The organism is Pseudarthrobacter sp. NKDBFgelt (assembly GCF_046097905.1).
Taxonomy (GTDB): domain Bacteria; phylum Actinomycetota; class Actinomycetes; order Actinomycetales; family Micrococcaceae; genus Arthrobacter; species Arthrobacter polychromogenes.
Window position 1 is genome coordinate 77601 of the sequence record NZ_JBJURL010000006.1, and the last position, 17425, is coordinate 95025.

Below are 17425 nucleotides of genomic sequence, written 5' to 3' on the forward strand. Positions count from 1 at the left end.
GGACACTCCTTTTGGTAGGGGTATGGTGCAGGGCCTTCCCTTCGGATGGCCTTGCACTGGTCCGGCGAAGTTGCAGGCGCTGCCCCATGGCCCGAAAGCGATGCTTCGGTGAGGATACCTCCCCAGGTTTCAGGCCACCGAAGCACCCTTCACGGGCACGGGACAGCTCTTCCTTTGCGAAAGCGAAGGCTCTAAGGATGAGACTAGGGTCACAAGAGATGCAATAAAAGCGCAAGATCTTGGAGATAACCATGCGGGATGGGTGCATGATTGATGCGCGGCTCATCTCGCACCACGTGCGCCCGGGAAATACTGAAGGGACTGGGCCCGGTGTATTACCGAACCCAGTCCCTTTAGCTCCAGCTCGCAGGTGAGCTGGTCATACAGTGGGGTGTGTTATTTCTTTTCGGGGACGAACATTGCCTTTTCCAGCGGTGTCACGGTGAGTGATTTGAGCTGGGCGGTACCGCCTTCGGCGAAGAGGGCCATCTTGTCGGCTCCCGGGTTGGGGAATACCTGGTCGGTGATGGTCTTCAAGCCGTTCTGGGCGAAAACCTCTACCGAGGAGCGGTCGAGGTAGATCCGCATGGTGACGTTGCCGTTCTTGTCCAGCGTGACGGGGGCGTCCTCGATGGATGCGAAGGCCGGGTGGAATGCGGTGTTGCCCGAGTTTGTGCGGTCAACGAAAATCTTGCCGGTTGAGGCATCGTAGCCAATGACGGTGGACGCCTGTCCGTCGCCGAGGACGGTAATGCCGGATTTTGTTGCGGTACCGGGGGCGAAGCTGATGTCCACCTGCTGCACCTGGCCTGCCGACTGTGCAGGCAGGGGGTGCGTGCCTGCTGAAATCGGGCCGCCCTTCTTGTCGTTGTAGGTCACTTTCCCTCCCAGTTTTTCGACTTGCTTCACGGCGCTTTGGGTGAGGCGGGGGCCGTCAGGGGTTTGGGTGAGTTTCACTTCGCGGGGAAGGGCCATGGCGCTGCGCCAAGGGTTGGTTGGGGTGTTGTTGGCGTAGTCCCAGTTACTCATCCAGCCCAGCATGATCCGCTTGTCGTCGGGCATATTGGCGAAGGATACGGTGGCGTAGTAGTCCCGGCCGTAATCCAGCCAGTCATAGGACTCCAGGCGGGACGCCGCTGGTGTGGGGCTTGCTGTGAATTCGTCCGCGAGTATGTGTCCCCAGCCGAACCTGTTGTTATCGACAACCCTGATGTGTGCCTGCTGGCCAACGAATTCCTTGACATCCCATGATGCCCAGTCCAGGGATTCACTGTCATTGCCGGTGGCCGTACGGACCACCTGTCCGTTGACTACCAGGTTCACCGTTTCTTCATCGGACCTGGGAACAGCGGCGGTGTCGGTGAGCATGACGTGGTCAAGGGTCAGGTGTCCCCACCCGCCGGTAGCTTCGTCAACGATACGCAGCTGGGCGTTTTGCCCGGCGAATTCGGAGACGTCCCAGCCTTTCCAGTTCAGCAACCCGCCGTTGTCGCCGGCGAGGGAGCGGACCACGTTGCCATTGATGAGCAGCTGGACGGCCAGGGTCTGTCCGGAGTCCGCCGAACGGTTGCCGCCTCCGACCAACATGCTCATGAAGTTCTCCGTGATAGGGAACTCGGGTGATGTCAGGGTACCTTGGCGATCATCACCGGGCACCGTGCCGGTTTCGAACGTGTTGATCCGTTTGGCGCCAATATAATAGTCCCCGCCGCTGGTGGCTGGCTGGAAATTAGGGGTCAGGTCTCCTGTGCCGGTCCAGCCGGCATCGGCCAGCGTAGATCCGTCGGGAACCTCAAAGCCTTCAAACTTGAGCTCTCCCTCGGGCGGGTTGTTGTCCAGCTTGTCGGAGACGTGGGGGTGTTTGCCTCCGCCCACGAGGAAGTTCAGGTAGTCGTCGGTCACGGTGAACGTGGGTGACTCCATGGAACCGAGGGGCCAGTCCCCATCGTTGAAAGAGTTGATCAATCCGCTGCCGCCGAATCCGGTCACGGGGCTTTGACTGGGCAGGGAACCGGTTGCTGGGGCGTCACCGAAGGGGCCATTCTTCCAGTTGCCCGGTTCGTTGTTCACCGTCCAGCCGTTATAAGTTCCGTCGTTGAATCCGGCCAGGACTGTTCCGGCCGGTGGGGCAGCGGCTGGTTTGGTGGTTTCGGAGGTGAACGTGGTGCCGTCGAAGTTGCCTACGAAGTACTGGACGGCGGAGCCTCCAGCGACGCCGCCGGGGTTGATGCTGACAATCATGACCCATTTGACGTTGTTCGGGTCACCGTCAACAGCTAATGGAAACAGATCGGGACATTCCCACTGCCCGCCGGTGGCGTTGGCGGGCCCGAAGTCGCTCAGTGCGGTCCAGTCCTTGAGGTTGTCGGACTTGTAGAGGAGAACCTTGTGCTCCTGCGATTCCACAGCGGTCATGACCCAGTAGCCTCCGCCGGCCGGGTTGTCGTACCAGAAGACCTTCGGGTCACGGAAGTTGGGTGAGTTGCGGTTCAGGACGGGGTTGCCGTCGTACTTGGTCCATGTCTGGCCGTCGTCCAGGCTGTAGGCCAGGGACTGGGCCTGCAGGCCGCGGTACGGGGACGGTTCCTTGTAAGCACTTGTGTAGATCGCGATCAGGGGCGGGTTTTCCGCGGTGCCGAGTCCGGACGTGTTGTTTTTATCCACGACCACGCTGCCGGAGAAGACATCTTCCTGGGCATCGGTGGAGATGGCCAACGGCTGCTCTTCCCAGTGGACGAGGTCCTTGGACGTGGCATGGCCCCAGGACATGTTCCCCCAGGTGTTCCCGGAGGGGTTGTGCTGGTAGTACATGTGGTAAATGCCCTTGTGGAATACGAGCCCGTTGGGATCGTTCATCCAGTTCTTTTCCGGCGTGTAGTGGATAGCCGGCCGGTGCTGCTCATCCCCGAGTTCGGCGGCGGACGCGGGCATGGCGCCCGCCAGTGCTGCGGCGAGGGAGAGGCTTGCCAGTGTCAGTGCTGAGACGCTGCGCGTGCTCCGCATTGTGGATTGTTTCATGTTGCTGGTGTCGCCCTTCATTGCGCGTGTCTAGCCAGTAGACAACGTTGTCAGTCAATGCGTTGGACTGTAAAGAATGTCTAGCGGACAAGTCAACGGTCATTTTGTGGCCGATTTTCTTGAGTCAGATGGCGGCGCGGGGCACGGGGACGACGATTAGCCCCGCGTCCGCAGGACGGGGGCTGAGGCGTACAAATCGGCGGCCGCTGAGGCAAAAACCCAAGGTGGTGCCTACCCTATGGCCGCTGTTTCCAGGTGGGCTATACGACCGGATTGAGCCAGGTCAGCTCCGAGGCGTCACCTTCAATGTGGCGGGCCAGTTCCCCATTGAACCTGGCTCCGTAGTCGGCGTTGATGTGCTCTTGGAACGCGGCTTCATCCCGGTAGACCTCGAAGACGAAGTATTCCCGGGGATTCTCTTCGCGGGTGTACGGAAGAAACAGTTCGTTGCCTGGTTCCTTCCGGACGTGCCGGGTCAATTCGACCATCATTTCGGCAACGCGGGCCTCACTGCCGGCTTTGACGGTGAACTCGGCATACAAGGTTTTGGTCATGATCTCTCTTCAGGTTGGTTTTGCAGAGGCGAAGTTTTTTGAGAAGGGGTTATGCCGGCGGTCGGATTTCGCCGGAGCCCCTTTGGATGAGCTCGGAGGGGACAATGTAGGTCCGCGGAGGTTGATCGTCGCCGTCGATTCTGGCCAGAAGTCGTTCGGCCGACATGACGCCGATCCGGTCGGGGTGTTGAGCGATGACCGTAACCCCGGGTTCCATCATGTCGGCAAGCGTGAAGTCGTCAAAACCCACAAGGGCAACGCGCTTGTGTACGCCAAGCTCCTTCAGCGCACGCATCGTTCCGAAGGTGACGAGGTTCTGGCTGGAGAAGATTGCCGTCGGAGGATCCTCGGAACTCAACAGTCCAAGGGCTGCGTGCCTCGCTGCTTCCTCATCATGAAGATCATCGATGACGGGTAGTGCGGAGGCGGGAATTCCTGCCCTGCCGACCTCCTCCAGGAAGCCTCGCCGGCGCTCCCGCGCGGTCTGGATGTCTATGCGGTCGCCCAGGTAGGCCAACTTGGTGTGTCCGTGCGTCAGCAGATGTGCGGCTGCCTTGGCCGCGCCTACTGCGTTGTCAGTGACCACAGCATCTGCCTCAACCCCTACCGGCTCCCGGTCAATAAAGACCATTGGCAGGTTCCTGGAGTGCTCCGGGATCATATATGCCTGGTTTTTGGCGATCGGTGTCAGGACAAGGCCGTCGACCCGCCTGCCCAGGAAAGCTGCGATGATGGCTTGCTCCCGCCGGGGGTCATCGTCGAGACTGGCGGCGAATACGGCTATTCCCCGGGCGCCAAGCGCATCCTCCATGGCCCGGTGGATCTCACCACTGAACGGGTTGGAGACGCTGGGCAGCAGGAGGCCAACCGAGAGAGTCCTCCTGCCCGCCCGGCGGAGGCTGCCGGCTGTGACATCCAGCTGGTAGTTGAGCTGTGCGATGGCATCGAGGACCTTTTGCCGGGTGGCCTCGGATACCCCGGCCTCGTCGTTGATCACTCGTGAAACGGTTTTGATTCCCACACCCGCGAGTGCCGCCACGTGGCGCATCGTGGGCCGCGTCGGGGACAGAGGTGGCTGGTAACGATCAGACATCGTTGTCAAGAAAGTAGCTCCTTCGCGTTCTTTTCCTATTGACTCTAGCGTGTGATCCTGCTTACCTCGGTATGACATCGTTGTCGAGGCCATGGAGGCCTCAAACACCAGGAGATTCAATGTTGAGTTCCAAGTCCCACCTTGCAACGTCCACCCGCATCTTTGCGGCAGGAGCGGCCCTTACCTTGGGAACGCTCAGCCTTTCGGCCTGTGGAGGAAGTTCCACCGCACCAGGTGCCAGCGAAGGGGCGTCAGATGAAAAAGTCGGTGTCTCCCTGATCGTCAAGACCACGACAAACCCGTTCTTTGTGTCGATGCAGGATGGGGCAAAGAAGGCCGCCGAGACTGGCGGAGTGGACCTCAAGCTGGCCGCCGGCAAGGCTGACGGCGACGAAGATACCCAGATCCAGGCCATCGAAAACGCCATTTCCAAGGGCGACAAAGGCATCCTGATCACGCCGAACGGCCCCTCCGTGGTCGACGCGCTGCAGAAAGCCCGGGACGCCGGCCTGTTCGTTATCGCTTTGGACACCCCGCCGGACCCCGCCGACGCCGCAGACATTACGTTCGCCACCGACAACTTCGCCGCCGGCGAACTGATCGGCAAGTGGACGGCAGCGCAGCTGGACGGCAAGAAGGCCACGATCGCCCTCGTGGACCTCTTCGATGACAAGGTCGTCTCCGTGGACTACAACCGCGACCAGGGCTTCCTGACCGGGCTCGGCATCGATACTGCCGATCCCAAGAAGAACGGTGATGAGTCCAAGACCGGAAAGTACACCGGCGGCAAGGGCGGGGAATACGAGATCGTCGGCAACCAAGCCTCCCAGGGTGCCGAAGACGGTGGCCGGACGGCCATGGAAACCCTCCTGTCGAGCAACCCCGACATTAACGTCGTCTACACCATCAACGAACCTGCGGCAGCGGGAGCCTTCGAGGCCCTGAAGTCCGCCGGCAAGGACAAAGACGTGCTGGTCGTTTCAATTGACGGCGGCTGCACCGGCGTGGACAACGTCAAGGCCGGCGTCATCGGTGCCACGGCCCAGCAGTACCCCGTGAAGATGGCCGAACTCAGCGTCAAGGCAATCGTGGATCTGGCCAAGTCCGGTGAAAAGCCTGCCAACTCACCGGGTCTTGACTTCTACAACACCGGTGTTGAACTCGTCACCGACAAGCCGGCTGACGGCATCAAGAGCATCACCACCACCGAAGCCTCCGAGATCTGCTGGGGTAAGTAGAACCCCGCCTTTCGTCCGGGGAGGCCGGGCTCCGATCCGGCCTCCCCGGAACACCAAATTCAGCGTTAGCTAAAACGCCAGCAACCATCACCAAAGATCAGGACCAACCGTGACCCAGCAACAGACCGCCGGCCCGCCCAGCGCCGGGCATGCCGACCTGGCGGAGGAATTCCTTGACCGCCAGACCCCGCTCAGCCGCATCCGGAACATCCTCCACCGTTACCCCGCCGTCAGCCCCGCCCTTGTACTTCTCATCGCGGTGGTTGTGTTCGGTTTGCTTAATGACAGATTCCTGCGGGTCGAAAACCTCTCACTGATTACCCAGCAGGTCTCAGTCGTCGGCACCCTGGCCATCGCCCAGACACTCATCATCCTCACGGCCGGCATCGACCTGTCCGTCGGCGCCGTCATGATCCTCTCCTCCATGGTCGTGGCCCAGCTCGCCGTCAATAACGGACTGCCCGCCCCCGTTGCCCTGTTCGCAGGCCTCGTCGTCGGACTCGCGGCAGGAGCCTTGAACGGATTCCTGGTCACCAGGTTCCGGCTCCCACCCTTCATCGTTACCCTGGGCACGCTGAACATCTTCATCGCCCTGACACTGCTCTATTCGAACGGGGCGACCGTGCGCGGCTCGGCCATGCCGGACCTGCTGACCTGGACCGGCAGCACCTTCCCCGTAGGGCCGGTACGCATCTCAACAGGTGTCGTGGTGATGCTCCTGCTCTACGTCGCCGTCGCCTTCATCCTGGGCAAAACCGCCTGGGGCCGGCACGTCTACGCCGTCGGTGATGACAAGGAAGCCGCCCGCCTGGCCGGCATTGCCGTGAACAAAGTCCTCATGAGCGTCTACCTCGCCGCCGGCGCCGTCCTGGCCATCGGCGCCTGGATCCAGATCGGCCGCACCAACGCAGCCAGCCCCAACGCCGGTGTGGACTTGAACCTGGACTCCATCACCGCCGTCGTCATCGGCGGAACCAGCCTCTTCGGCGGCCGAGGCTCCGTCTGGGGAACACTCCTCGGCGCCCTGATCGTCGGCGTCTTCCGCAACGGACTCTCCCTTGCAGGCCTGGACGTCCTGTACCAGACCCTCGCGGTGGGCGTCCTGATCATCCTCGCTGTGTCCATCGACCAGTGGATCCGAAAGGTCAAGTCATGACCATGACAGAATCAGCAGCCCCCAACACCGCCACCCGGGAACCCATCCTGAAGGCCAGGAACCTGGTCAAGACCTTCGGCCGCGTTGTCGGCCTGGACGGCGTCAGCCTGGACCTGTACCCAGGCGAAGTCCTGGCAGTCATCGGCGACAACGGCGCAGGCAAATCAACCCTGATCAAATGCCTCACTGGAGCAGAAGTCCCCGATTCCGGTGAGCTCTTCGTCTCAGGGCAGCCAGTGCATTTCAAACGGCCGCAGGACGCCCGCGCCCACGGGATCGAGACCGTGTACCAGAACCTCGCGGTCTCGCCGGCACTTGACGTGGCCTCGAACCTGTTCCTCGGGCGGGAAGAGCGGCTCCCAGGGCCGTTGGGCAAAATCTTCCGCGTCCTGGACACCAAAGGGATGCGCCGCAAAGCCAAGGACGAGCTCACACGGCTCGGCATCTCCACACTCCAGGACGTTACCGTGCCGGTCGAGAACCTCTCCGGCGGTCAGCGCCAGGCTGTCGCCGTTGCCCGTGCCGCAGCATTCGGCTCCAAAGTTGTTGTGCTCGATGAGCCGACGGCGGCCCTTGGAGTGCGCGAATCCAACCAGGTCCTGCAGCTGGTCCGGGACCTCCGCGACCGCGGCCTGCCGGTCATCCTCATCAGCCACAACATGCCCCACGTCTTTGACGTCGCAGACCGCATCCACATCCAGCGGCTCGGCAAATGCGCCGCCACCATCACCCCGCAATCCCACAACATGACCGAAGCAGTTGCGATCATGACCGGTGCGGCCACCGCATAACCAAACTGCTGCCCCTCCGTCAGTCCGCGCACCGGGTTACCGGTCCGCGGACTGACGTCGCTTGAACACCCCCCCAACCATCAGCTCCCCACGAGAGACAGACCATGGATTACCTCACAACAGCCCGGCCGGACGCTCACCCGACGCTTGACGTCACTGTCGTAGGCGAAGCGCTGACCGACGTGGTCACAACCTCACACGGCCAGGTGGAACACCCAGGCGGCTCACCGGCGAACGTCGCCTACGGACTCGGCCGCCTCGGAGTCACCACAGGCCTGCTCACGGCCATCGCCCCGGATGCCCGGGGAACAGCCATCGAAAACCATCTCCGCAGCGCAGGAGTCACACTTCTGCCGGGCTCAAAATCGCTCACCCGGACGCCGTCGGCGACAGCAACCCTCGCACCGGACGGCTCCGCCACCTACGAGTTTGATATCTCCTGGGACCTGGCCGCCACGCCGCCCGCGTACTTCCCCAAAATCCTGCACACGGGGTCCATCGCCACGTTCCTTAGCCCAGGCGCCAGTGCCGTAAAAGCCCTGCTCGAACAGGCCCACCGACACTGCATGATCACCTACGACCCCAACATCCGGCCGGCCCTGCTCGGCAGCCACACGGAAGCGAAAGCCATTTTCGAAGACCTCGTGGCCTTCACGGACGTGGTCAAACTCAGTGATGAGGACGCCCAGTGGCTGTACCCCCGGAAAAGCCTGGACGAAACGGCAGCACACATCCTCGGCCTGGGCACCCGGTTGACCGTCATTACCAGGGGCGCCGAAGGTTCACAATTCACCTCCGGCGACACCAACATCAGCATCCCTGCCGTGAAAACGACAGTTGCAGACACCATCGGCGCCGGGGACTCCTACATGTCAGCCCTGATCCTGGGCTTCCTCACCCGAGGAACCGGAGGCTTCGCCCCGGCTGTCCTGGAGCAGCTGGGACACACCGCAGCTGCAGCCGCGGCCATCACCGTGCAGCGCCCGGGAGCGAACCCACCGACTCTCGAGGAACTAAACGCGGCAGTCGAAGCCAACAACCCCGCTCAATACGCAGGTGCCTGACACACGTCACCAGGGCCCTTCCGGATGTTCTGCGGACCAAGGCAAGCAGCCGTAGGCCAGCGTGGAGTTGCCGCTGTGAAAGGCTGCAGTCATGGACAACTCATCTCGGGAACATGACCTCGTTCTCTACGGAGCGACGGGTTTCGTTGGCCGCCTGATCGCCGCCTACGTCGCGGAGCATGCACCGGCCGGTATGCGGGTCGGACTCGCGGGCCGGTCGAGGTCCAAACTCGCGGCGGTTCGGTCGCAGTTGCCGGCCGCCGCGCACGGGTGGGCCCTCATCGAAGCCGACTCGGGGGACGCGGACTCAATCGCCGCCCTGGCCGCGGGCACACGCGTGCTCTTCACAACGGTCGGTCCATACGCGAAACACGGACTACCCGTCGTCGAGGCCTGCGCACGGGCCGGTACCCACTACGCCGACCTCGCGGGCGAGGTGTCCTTCATCCGGGAGGCGATCGATCGCTATGACGCTCTGGCCAGCACGAGCGGGGCCAGGATCGTGCACTCCTGCGGCTACGACTCCGTGCCGTCGGACCTCGCCGTACTGCTGCTTCATCAGGCGGCAGAAGCCGACGGCGCTGGCGGTTTGGGTGAGGTCCGGCTCGTTGCCAAGGCCAGGGCTGGCATCAGCGGAGGAACGCTCGATTCGATGCGCGGGCAGCTCGACGCGATGCGATCTAGCACCGCCCTGCGGTTATTAGCGGCTGACCCCTACGCTCTGAGCCCCGACCGCACACTGGAGCCGACGACACCACAGCCTCCTGACGCCGGTCCTGTGCGCCGTTCCGATGACGGCACCTGGACCGCGCCGTTCATCATGGCCCCGTTCAACACCCGGATAGTGCGCCGCAGCAACGCATTGCAGGACTGGGCCTACGGCCGCTCCCTTCAGTACGGCGAGGTGATGGGGGTGGCCCCCGGACCGGCAGGAGCCGTCGTCGCCAGTGCAATGGCACTCGGGCTCCGGGCCTTCATTGGCGCGATGGCCTTCCCGCCCACCCGGAAGGTGCTCGACCGCTTTCTTCCGGCACCGGGTGCGGGTCCGAGCGCCAGCACGCAGCGCGCGGGCTGGTTCCACTCCCAGGTGACCGCCCGCACCGAGGACGGGCACCGTTACCAGGCGATTGCTGCCGGCCCCGGTGATCCCGGCTATGCCGCCACCGCCGTGATGGCAGGCGAGACGGCACTCGCTCTTGCCCTTGACGGTGACTGGCTGCCGGCCGCGAAAGGGTCGCTGACGCCGGCCACTGCTCTCGGCAACGTGCTCATACAGCGACTCCGTGCGGCCGGCCACACCTACCAGGTAACCAAACTCGCCTGAACTTAGATCCTGCAGGTCACCTGTCAGGAGTGGGTGTTGAGGTAGTGCAGAATCGCCCGGGCTGTTTCCTCCGGGGCGCTGACGTGGGGGCAGTGCCCGGTGGCCTGGAGCTGCACCAGGGTGCTGTGTTCCAGATTCTTGTGCAGGTAGGCGCCCACTTCCGGCGGGGCAAGCCGATCGTCGGAGCACTGCAGGATCAGGCAGCTGGTGCGCAACTTCGTCAGTTCAGGGCGGGTGTCGGAAAAGAAAGTTACCCCGGCGAAGTGCCGTGCGATGGTCGGATTCGTCCGGCAGAAGCTGACACGCAGGTCCTCCGCTAATTCGGGCTCCTGCGGGTTGCCCATCACCAGGGGTGCCAAGGCCGCGGCCCAGGCGAAATAGTCGCTGTCCAGCGATGCCAGCAGGCCCTCGATGTCTTCCCGCGTAAAGCCGCCCACGTAGCCGTCGTACGGGTCATCCGTGTGACGGGGTGAAGGAGCGAGCAGCACCAGGTGGGAGAAACGGTTGGGGTCCTGCACGGCGGCGATCACGGCGATCATCGTGCTGACACTGTGGCCCACCAGGATGACATTCTCAAGGTCAAGGGCGGCGCAAATCTCCAGCAGGTCCGACGCGTACCCGTTCAGGGACCCGTACTTCTCCCAGTCATAGGCGCTGATGTCGGAGTGTCCTGCACCCACATGGTCAAGAAGCACCAGCCGGTAATCATCAACGAAATAGGGCAGCAGCTTCCGCCACATAGCCTGATCGCAGCCGAAACCGTGGGCAAACATCATGACAGGCCCATCATCCCGGCCGGATATGGTGACGTTGTTCCGGCCGATTACGGCAGCAACTGCTTCGCTCACGTCCTCACTGACCCTCCGTCGGGTGGCGTCCTGTCCCAGACTATCCACGGGGAATAGCGAATCCTAGGAATCCTCCCACTATGACCTTCGTGGTGAGATAGCCAGGCTCTTTACTCGGCTACCAAGTCGGACGGCGAGTGGGCTTCAGGTCCGGCCTCGCCACCCATTGCAGCGACCAGCCGTTCACGAGCGCGCCCCAAATGGACGTCGAGCAGCCCGGCGGCTTCGTCGCCCCGGCCTTCCTCAATCAGTTCCAGCAGCCTCTGGTGCTCCGCCTGGATCAGGGCGGTGTCGAGGAGGTGCAGCGACTGTACACGGGACATGCACAGGCGGACTTCCCCAACGAGCGACCGGTACATCTTGCTGATGCGCGTATTGCCCACAGCATCGATCAGGCTGGTGTGGAACCTCATGTCCGGTTCCACCACGTCCAGCGGCGCACCGCTCGTCACGGCGGCAATGTCCTTGTTCGCCTGCACGGCACCGGCCGGAACGGTCCGGCCGGAGGCAAGCCGGCGGAGCACTTCGCTTTCCAGGTAGGCCCTGGCCAGGTAGATGTCCCGGACCGACTCCGGGCCCAGGTCCACCACGCGTGCCGTCTTGTGCGTTCCCCTGTCCAGCAGCCCTTCGGCCACGAGCTTTTCAATGGAGGCTTTGGCGGTGGGGCGGGCCACCTCGTAGGTGGAAGCGACGTCCGTCTCGGTGAGCGCCTCCCCGGAACCGAGCTCACCGGAGAAGACGCGGCTCCGCAGATCTGCGGCGATCGCCTCCACGATGGAGACTGCTGCTATGCGACCGGGCACGTGCGTTCCCTCCCAAGGTTCTTTCCGAGTTACTTCATCTTGCCAGACAGAACTACATCGATACTTGACCAACATGTGTACTTGTTAGACAATCGAAGGGCGCCACGGTGTTGTGACGCCTAACACAATCTGGAGACATATGTTTCAGCAGATCCTCGACCCCATCGCCGGGTCCCTCGTGATTTCAGCCCTTTGCGCGGCTCTTCCCCTCATCCTGCTTTTCGTCCTCCTTGGCGTCTTCAAGGTCAAAGCGCCTTTCGCCGCCCTGGCCGGCCTGGCCCTGTCGCTGGTGCTGGCCATCATCGGCTGGCAGATGCCGGTCAACCAGGCCCTGAGCGCCACGGCAGCCGGCATCTTCTACGGGCTGTTCCCCATCCTGTGGATCCTGGTGAACGCGCTCTGGATCTACCGGCTCACCGTGGCCACGCCGTGGTTCGAGGTTCTGGGACGCACCATCCGTTCCATCTCCAACGACCTGCGGATCCTGGCCATCCTCATCGCCTTCTGCTTCGGTGCGCTGCTTGAGTCGCTGGCCGGCTTCGGCGCACCCGTGGCAATCTCCGCCGCCATGCTGATGGCCGCTGGCATGAAACCCCTGAAGTCCGCGATTGTCTCGCTGCTGGCCAACACGGCTCCCGTGGCGTTCGGCGCCATGGCGGCACCCATCATTGCCCTCAACGGCGTCACCGGCCTGCCGCTGAATGAGCTGTCCGCCATGGCCGGACGCCAGACGCCGTTCATCGCACTGATCGTCCCGCTGCTGCTGGTGTTCATCGTGGACGGCCGCCGCGGCGTCAAGCAGACCTGGCCCGTGGCACTGGTGGCAGGCGCCGCCTTCGGCCTGGCCCAGTTCGTCACCTCCAACTACTTCGCCGTGGAACTCACGGACGTCGTCGCCGCCGTCGTCACCGTGGCCGCAGTCCTGCTCATGCTGAAGGTCTGGCAGCCGAAGGAAACCGTTGGCATGGGCGGTGCCGTGGAGGCTGCTGCGGTCCCCGCCGTCGTCAGCGCCGGCGGAACGGGCGGCTCCGCGGCACAGGAAGGTACGGCACAGGAAGGTACGACGGCGGCACGCGGCAGCGGCGGCAGCGCCCTGCCTGCAGACCCCGCCATCCCCACGGACAACTCCCGGCCCGAGCCGCGCCAGATCTGGATGGCGATCGCGCCCTACCTGATCATCATTGCGGTGTTCTCCGTGGCCCAAATCCCTGCCGTCAAGGCCTGGCTGACCCAGGTTGGCAGCGTCACGTTCGCCTGGCCCGGCCTGGATATCACGGACTCGGCCGGCAAGCCGGTGGCGGCCACCAAGTTCAAGCTGGACCACCTCAAGGCCACCGGCACCCTGCTGCTGTTCTCCGGCCTGCTCACCATGCTGCTCTACAAAATCAGTGCATCACAGGGCCTGCGCATCTACCGCGACACCGTGGTGCAGCTGCGCTGGACCATCGTCACCGTCACCGCCGTGCTGGGCCTCTCCTTCGTGATGAACCTGTCCGGCCAGACCACCACCCTGGGCTTCGCCCTGGCCTCCGCCGGCGGCTTCTTCGCCCTGCTGTCGCCGCTGATCGGCTGGATCGGCGTGGCACTCACCGGCTCGGACACCTCCTCCAACTCGCTGTTCGGGCAGATGCAGGCCACCGCAGCGGAGCAGACCGGACTTTCACCCGTGCTGATGGCTGCGTCCAACTCCTCCGCCGGCGTGATGGGCAAGATGCTGTCCCTGCAGAACCTGGCCGTGGCCTCGGCTGCGGTGGGTCTTGACGGTGCCGAGGGAACCCTGTTCCGCAAGCTCATCGGCTGGAGCCTGGGCCTCCTGGCCCTCATCACGGTCCTGATCTTCCTGCAGTCAACGCCCGTCCTCGGCTGGATGGTTCCCTGATATGGCACCGCTGGACCTCGCAGCCCTCCGCTCCGCCGTCACCGATCCCGCCCAGGTCAAAACCCGGGCCATCGACCTGCACGCAAACGCCCATGACGCCTCCCACTTCCTGTTGATCCCGCAGGCCGTGGTCACCGCCGGAAGCGCAGCCGATGTGGGCGGGCTGCTCCGCGCGAGCGCCGCCCAGGGCGTCCCGCTCACGTTCCGCTCCGGCGGAACCAGCCTCAGCGGACAGGCCGTCACCGATGGCGTGCTGGTGGACGTGCGGCGCAATTTCCGGGACGTTGAAGTGCTCGACGGCGGTGCGCGCGTCCGGGTGCAGCCCGGCGTCACGGTGCGGGCGCTGAATGCCCGGCTGGCACCCTACGGCCGGAAGTTCGGGCCCGATCCGGCCAGCGAGGCCGCGTGCACCATCGGCGGTGTGGTGGCGAACAACTCGTCCGGCATGAACTGCGGCACCGTGGACAACGCCTACCGCACGCTCGAGTCCCTCACCGTCGTGCTCCCGTCCGGGACAGTCATTGACACCGGCGCCCCGGACGCGGACACCAGGCTGCGCGCGCTGGAGCCGGAGCTTTACCAGGGGCTGGCGGAACTCGCGGCCAGGGTGCGCGGGAACAGTGAGTCCGTGCGCAGGATCCGGCAGCAGTTCGCCATGAAGAACACCATGGGCTACGGCCTCAACACGCTGCTGGACTTCAGCAGCCCGGTAGACATCATGGCCCACCTGATCGTCGGCAGCGAGGGAACCCTGGGCTTCGTGGCCGAGGCCGTCTTCCGCACCATCCCGCGGCTGCAGCACGCCGCCACCGGACTGCTCGTCTTCCCGGACCTGCAGGCGGCCAACGCCGCCCTGCCCGCGCTGGTGGACACCGGTGCGGCCACGGTGGAGCTCATGGACGCGCTGTCCCTCAATGTGGGCCAGACGCTGAAGGGGACTCCCGCCGTCGTACGTGACCTGGTGGTGCGGGACCACGCTGCCCTGCTGGTTGAATACTCGGCCGAAGCGCAGGACCAGCTCGCGGAGCTGCAGCAGGGCGGTGAAAGCATCCTCAAGGAGCTGAGCCTCTCCGCCGAAGCCCACTTCACGGGTGACGCCAAAGCACGTGCGGGGCTCTGGCACCTGCGCAAGGGCCTGTACGCCTCGGTGGCGGGCGCCCGGCCGCAGGGGACCACCGCCCTGCTGGAGGACATCGTGGTGCCGGTTCCCGTGCTCGGCCGCACCTGCCAGGACCTCATCGGGCTGTTCGACAAGTACAGCTACAGCAACAGCGTGATCTTCGGCCACGCCAAGGACGGCAACGTCCACTTCATGCTCACGGACGGGTTCACCACCGCCGAGGAGCTGGACAGGTACAGCTCGTTCACCGAGGACATGGTGGACCTGGTGCTGGGGGAGGGCGGCTCACTCAAAGCCGAGCACGGCACCGGACGGGTGATGGCGCCCTATGTGCGGCGGCAGTACGGGGATGAGCTGTACGGCGTGATGCGCAGGATCAAGGAGCTGTTCGATCCACGCGGCATCCTCAACCCCGGCGTCATCCTGGACGACGATCCCGAGGCGCACCTCCGGCACATCAAAACCGCGCCGCCGGTGGCCGAAGAGGTGGACCGCTGCGTTTCCTGCGGCTACTGCGAGCCGGTGTGCCCCAGCAAGGACCTCACGCTGACGCCGCGGCAGCGCATCGTCACCCTGCGTGCCATCGAGGCCGCGCGCCTGGCCGGGGACACGGCACTCGTGGAGCAGCTGGAGAAGGACTACGACTACGAATCGGTGCAGACCTGCGCCGTGGACGGCATGTGCCAAACGGCCTGTCCGGTGGAGATCAACACGGGGCTCCTGGTCAAGCGGATCAGGCGTTCCGACGCCGGTTCCGTTGCCAACGGCGCCTGGAACGCGGCTGCCAAGCACTGGGAAGGGGTGACCCGCGGCGCTTCGCTCGCGCTCACCGTGGTCAACAAGCTGCCGGCCGCTGCGCTGGTCCCGCCCAACAAGGCCGCCAGGGCGGTCCTGGGCACGGACACCGTTCCGCTGTACTCGGCGGAGCTGCCGGGTGGCGGTTCCGTGCGGAAACGTCCGACGCCGGACCGGGCACCGGACGCCGTCTACTTCCCCGCGTGCGTGGGGACCATGTTCGGGCCGGCTGGTGCGGACCAGTCCGGCACGCCCGGGCCGGGAGTCCAGTTCAGCTTCGAGCAGCTGTGCGAACGGGCCGGGATCACCCTGCTGGTGCCCCAGGGAATCGATGGCCTGTGCTGCGGCACCCCCTGGTCCTCCAAGGGCATGGTGGCCGGCCAGGCGACCATGCAGGAGAAGACCCTGGCCGCGCTGCGGGAAGCCACCCGGGACGGCGAACTGGCCATCATCTGCGACGCGTCGTCCTGCACGGAGGGCCTGCGCCAGGCCGTGGAATCGGATGTTCCCCTGGCGGGGCAGCGTCCGCTGCGGATTGTGGATGCGGTGGATTTCGCGGCCGAACGCATCCTGCCCAGGCTCCCGGACCACAAGAAGCTGGATTCGCTGGCACTGCACCCCACCTGCTCGTCCACGCGCATGGGGATCAATGCGTCCCTGGATGCGGTGGCCGGTGCAGTGGCGGAGAAGGTGGACGTCCCCGTGAACTGGGGCTGCTGCGCCTTCGCGGGGGACCGGGGCATGCTCCACCCGGAGCTCACGGAGTCGGCCACGCGGAAGCAGGGGGAGGAGGTCGCGGAGCTGGGCGCGTCAGCCCATGCGTCCTGCAACCGCACCTGTGAGCTGGGGATGACCAGGGCAACCGGGGCTGAATACCGGCACGTGCTGGAGCTGCTGGAGGAAGTGACGCGGGGCTGCTGAATCCCGCACGGGTTTTCACTACCGGGTTTCGCGTGGTGCAATCCCCTTATAGGGCGATATCGGTGCAGCATTTCCCGCAGCGTGCGGGTGAGCTGCCGGTGTGCTCAGACCCTAAGGTGCAGCCGGTCCCTGGCCGGGTCGGATTGTTGCTGCGCGGCGCGCCCGCCGGCGTTTCCACCCGCGCTGGAGACCGGCTTCACCCGCCGGAATGCGGCGAGAATGGCCCGCCCCACCACAACGATGCCAATGATGGTGGTGACGGCTCGCAGGGTGTCCCAGCCCGCCGTCGACGTCACCAGCGAGTACAGCAGGAAGCTGCTCAGATTGGTGGCCAGCGGCGCGCCGGGCTCGTAGGAGATGCCGGTGCCGGCCCCCACCGCGAAGGGCCAGAACCACAGGTTGGTCAGCAGGCCGAACAGGTAGGACGCCACGGCACCGTAGCCGCACAGCATCCACAGTTCTGCCTTGCCGCGCACCCGGCGGGGGAGCAGTCCGGCCCCGGCTCCCACCCACGCGCAGGCGAAGATCTGGAACGGTGTCCACGGCCCGATGCCGCCCCACAAGGCACTTGAGAGGGCGATGGTTGCGGCGCCGAGGAGCATGCCGAACCGGGCACCGAACGCCCGGCCCGCCAGGATCAGCAGGATAAAGACCGCTTCCACGCCCCCGACGCCGGTGCTCGCCAACCGCACCGCCGAACCGACCGCTGCCAGGACGCCGAGCAGCGCCACCGTATGAGCGGAGCGGACCGAGCCGTCCAGGGACACGACGACGGCGATGACGGCGAGCGGCGCGATGGCCAGCGCCGCGTAGGGGAGGGC

At 64.6% G+C, this 17425-nt stretch carries 12 protein-coding genes and 1 pseudogene; 7 read left to right on the forward strand and 6 right to left on the reverse strand.

Annotated elements, in window-relative coordinates:
- Window positions 1-396 precede the first annotated feature (396 nt).
- From ACKAE7_RS02965 to ACKAE7_RS02975, 3 genes are all read right to left on the reverse strand, one after another.
- Window positions 397-3018 (reverse strand): GH32 C-terminal domain-containing protein, encoded by a 2622-nt coding sequence (locus ACKAE7_RS02965; protein ID WP_408978478.1) that lies wholly within the window; start codon window positions 3016-3018, stop codon window positions 397-399.
- 260 nt (window positions 3019-3278) lie between these two features.
- Window positions 3279-3572 (reverse strand): antibiotic biosynthesis monooxygenase, encoded by a 294-nt coding sequence (locus ACKAE7_RS02970; protein ID WP_190613823.1) that lies wholly within the window; start codon window positions 3570-3572, stop codon window positions 3279-3281.
- A gap of 49 nt (window positions 3573-3621) precedes the next feature.
- Entirely contained in the window at window positions 3622-4620 is a 999-nt protein-coding gene (locus ACKAE7_RS02975; RefSeq protein WP_408978486.1) for a LacI family DNA-binding transcriptional regulator, read from the reverse strand.
- A gap of 164 nt (window positions 4621-4784) precedes the next feature.
- Here ACKAE7_RS02975 and ACKAE7_RS02980 point away from each other — a divergent pair, with 164 nt between their 5' ends.
- The 5 genes from ACKAE7_RS02980 to ACKAE7_RS03000 all read left to right on the forward strand — a co-directional run bounded on the left by ACKAE7_RS02980 (window position 4785) and on the right by ACKAE7_RS03000 (window position 10238).
- Window positions 4785-5903, forward strand: coding sequence for a substrate-binding domain-containing protein (locus tag ACKAE7_RS02980; RefSeq protein WP_408978479.1), 1119 nt, complete (start codon window positions 4785-4787; stop codon window positions 5901-5903).
- A gap of 109 nt (window positions 5904-6012) precedes the next feature.
- Window positions 6013-7059, forward strand: a complete 1047-nt coding sequence (locus ACKAE7_RS02985) for an ABC transporter permease (RefSeq protein WP_190613830.1) — start codon at window positions 6013-6015, stop codon at window positions 7057-7059.
- On the forward strand, window positions 7056-7850 hold the full coding sequence (locus tag ACKAE7_RS02990; RefSeq protein WP_190613832.1) for an ATP-binding cassette domain-containing protein: 795 nt from the start codon (window positions 7056-7058) through the stop codon (window positions 7848-7850). Before ACKAE7_RS02985 ends, ACKAE7_RS02990 begins: the two co-directional genes overlap by 4 nt.
- Before the next feature lie 104 nt (window positions 7851-7954).
- Window positions 7955-8914 (forward strand): carbohydrate kinase, encoded by a 960-nt coding sequence (locus tag ACKAE7_RS02995; protein ID WP_190613834.1) that lies wholly within the window; start codon window positions 7955-7957, stop codon window positions 8912-8914.
- Between the two features lie 91 nt (window positions 8915-9005).
- Window positions 9006-10238, forward strand: coding sequence for a saccharopine dehydrogenase family protein (locus ACKAE7_RS03000; protein ID WP_408978480.1), 1233 nt, complete (start codon window positions 9006-9008; stop codon window positions 10236-10238).
- Window positions 10239-10261: 23 nt separating this feature from the next.
- On the opposite strand, the gene ACKAE7_RS03005 is transcribed toward ACKAE7_RS03000, so the two are convergent.
- Window positions 10262-11086: an alpha/beta fold hydrolase gene (locus ACKAE7_RS03005; protein ID WP_408978481.1), complete on the reverse strand. Its 825-nt coding sequence runs from the start codon at window positions 11084-11086 to the stop codon at window positions 10262-10264.
- A 110-nt stretch (window positions 11087-11196) separates the two neighbouring features.
- A complete protein-coding gene (locus ACKAE7_RS03010) occupies window positions 11197-11889 on the reverse strand; it encodes a GntR family transcriptional regulator (RefSeq protein ID WP_408978482.1) in 693 nt (230 codons plus the stop codon).
- Between the two features lie 139 nt (window positions 11890-12028).
- Between ACKAE7_RS03010 and ACKAE7_RS03015 the strand changes: the two genes are divergently transcribed.
- Together ACKAE7_RS03015 and ACKAE7_RS03020 are read left to right on the forward strand one after the other, a co-directional pair.
- Entirely contained in the window at window positions 12029-13768 is a 1740-nt protein-coding gene (locus tag ACKAE7_RS03015; protein ID WP_408978483.1) for an L-lactate permease, read from the forward strand.
- A gap of 1 nt (window position 13769) precedes the next feature.
- Window positions 13770-16604, forward strand: coding sequence for an FAD-binding and (Fe-S)-binding domain-containing protein (locus ACKAE7_RS03020; protein ID WP_408978484.1), 2835 nt, complete (start codon window positions 13770-13772; stop codon window positions 16602-16604).
- A 104-nt stretch (window positions 16605-16708) separates the two neighbouring features.
- On the opposite strand, the pseudogene ACKAE7_RS03025 reads toward ACKAE7_RS03020, so the two are convergent.
- Window positions 16709-17425 (reverse strand): annotated as a pseudogene (locus ACKAE7_RS03025) (ECF transporter S component); the annotation flags it as partial.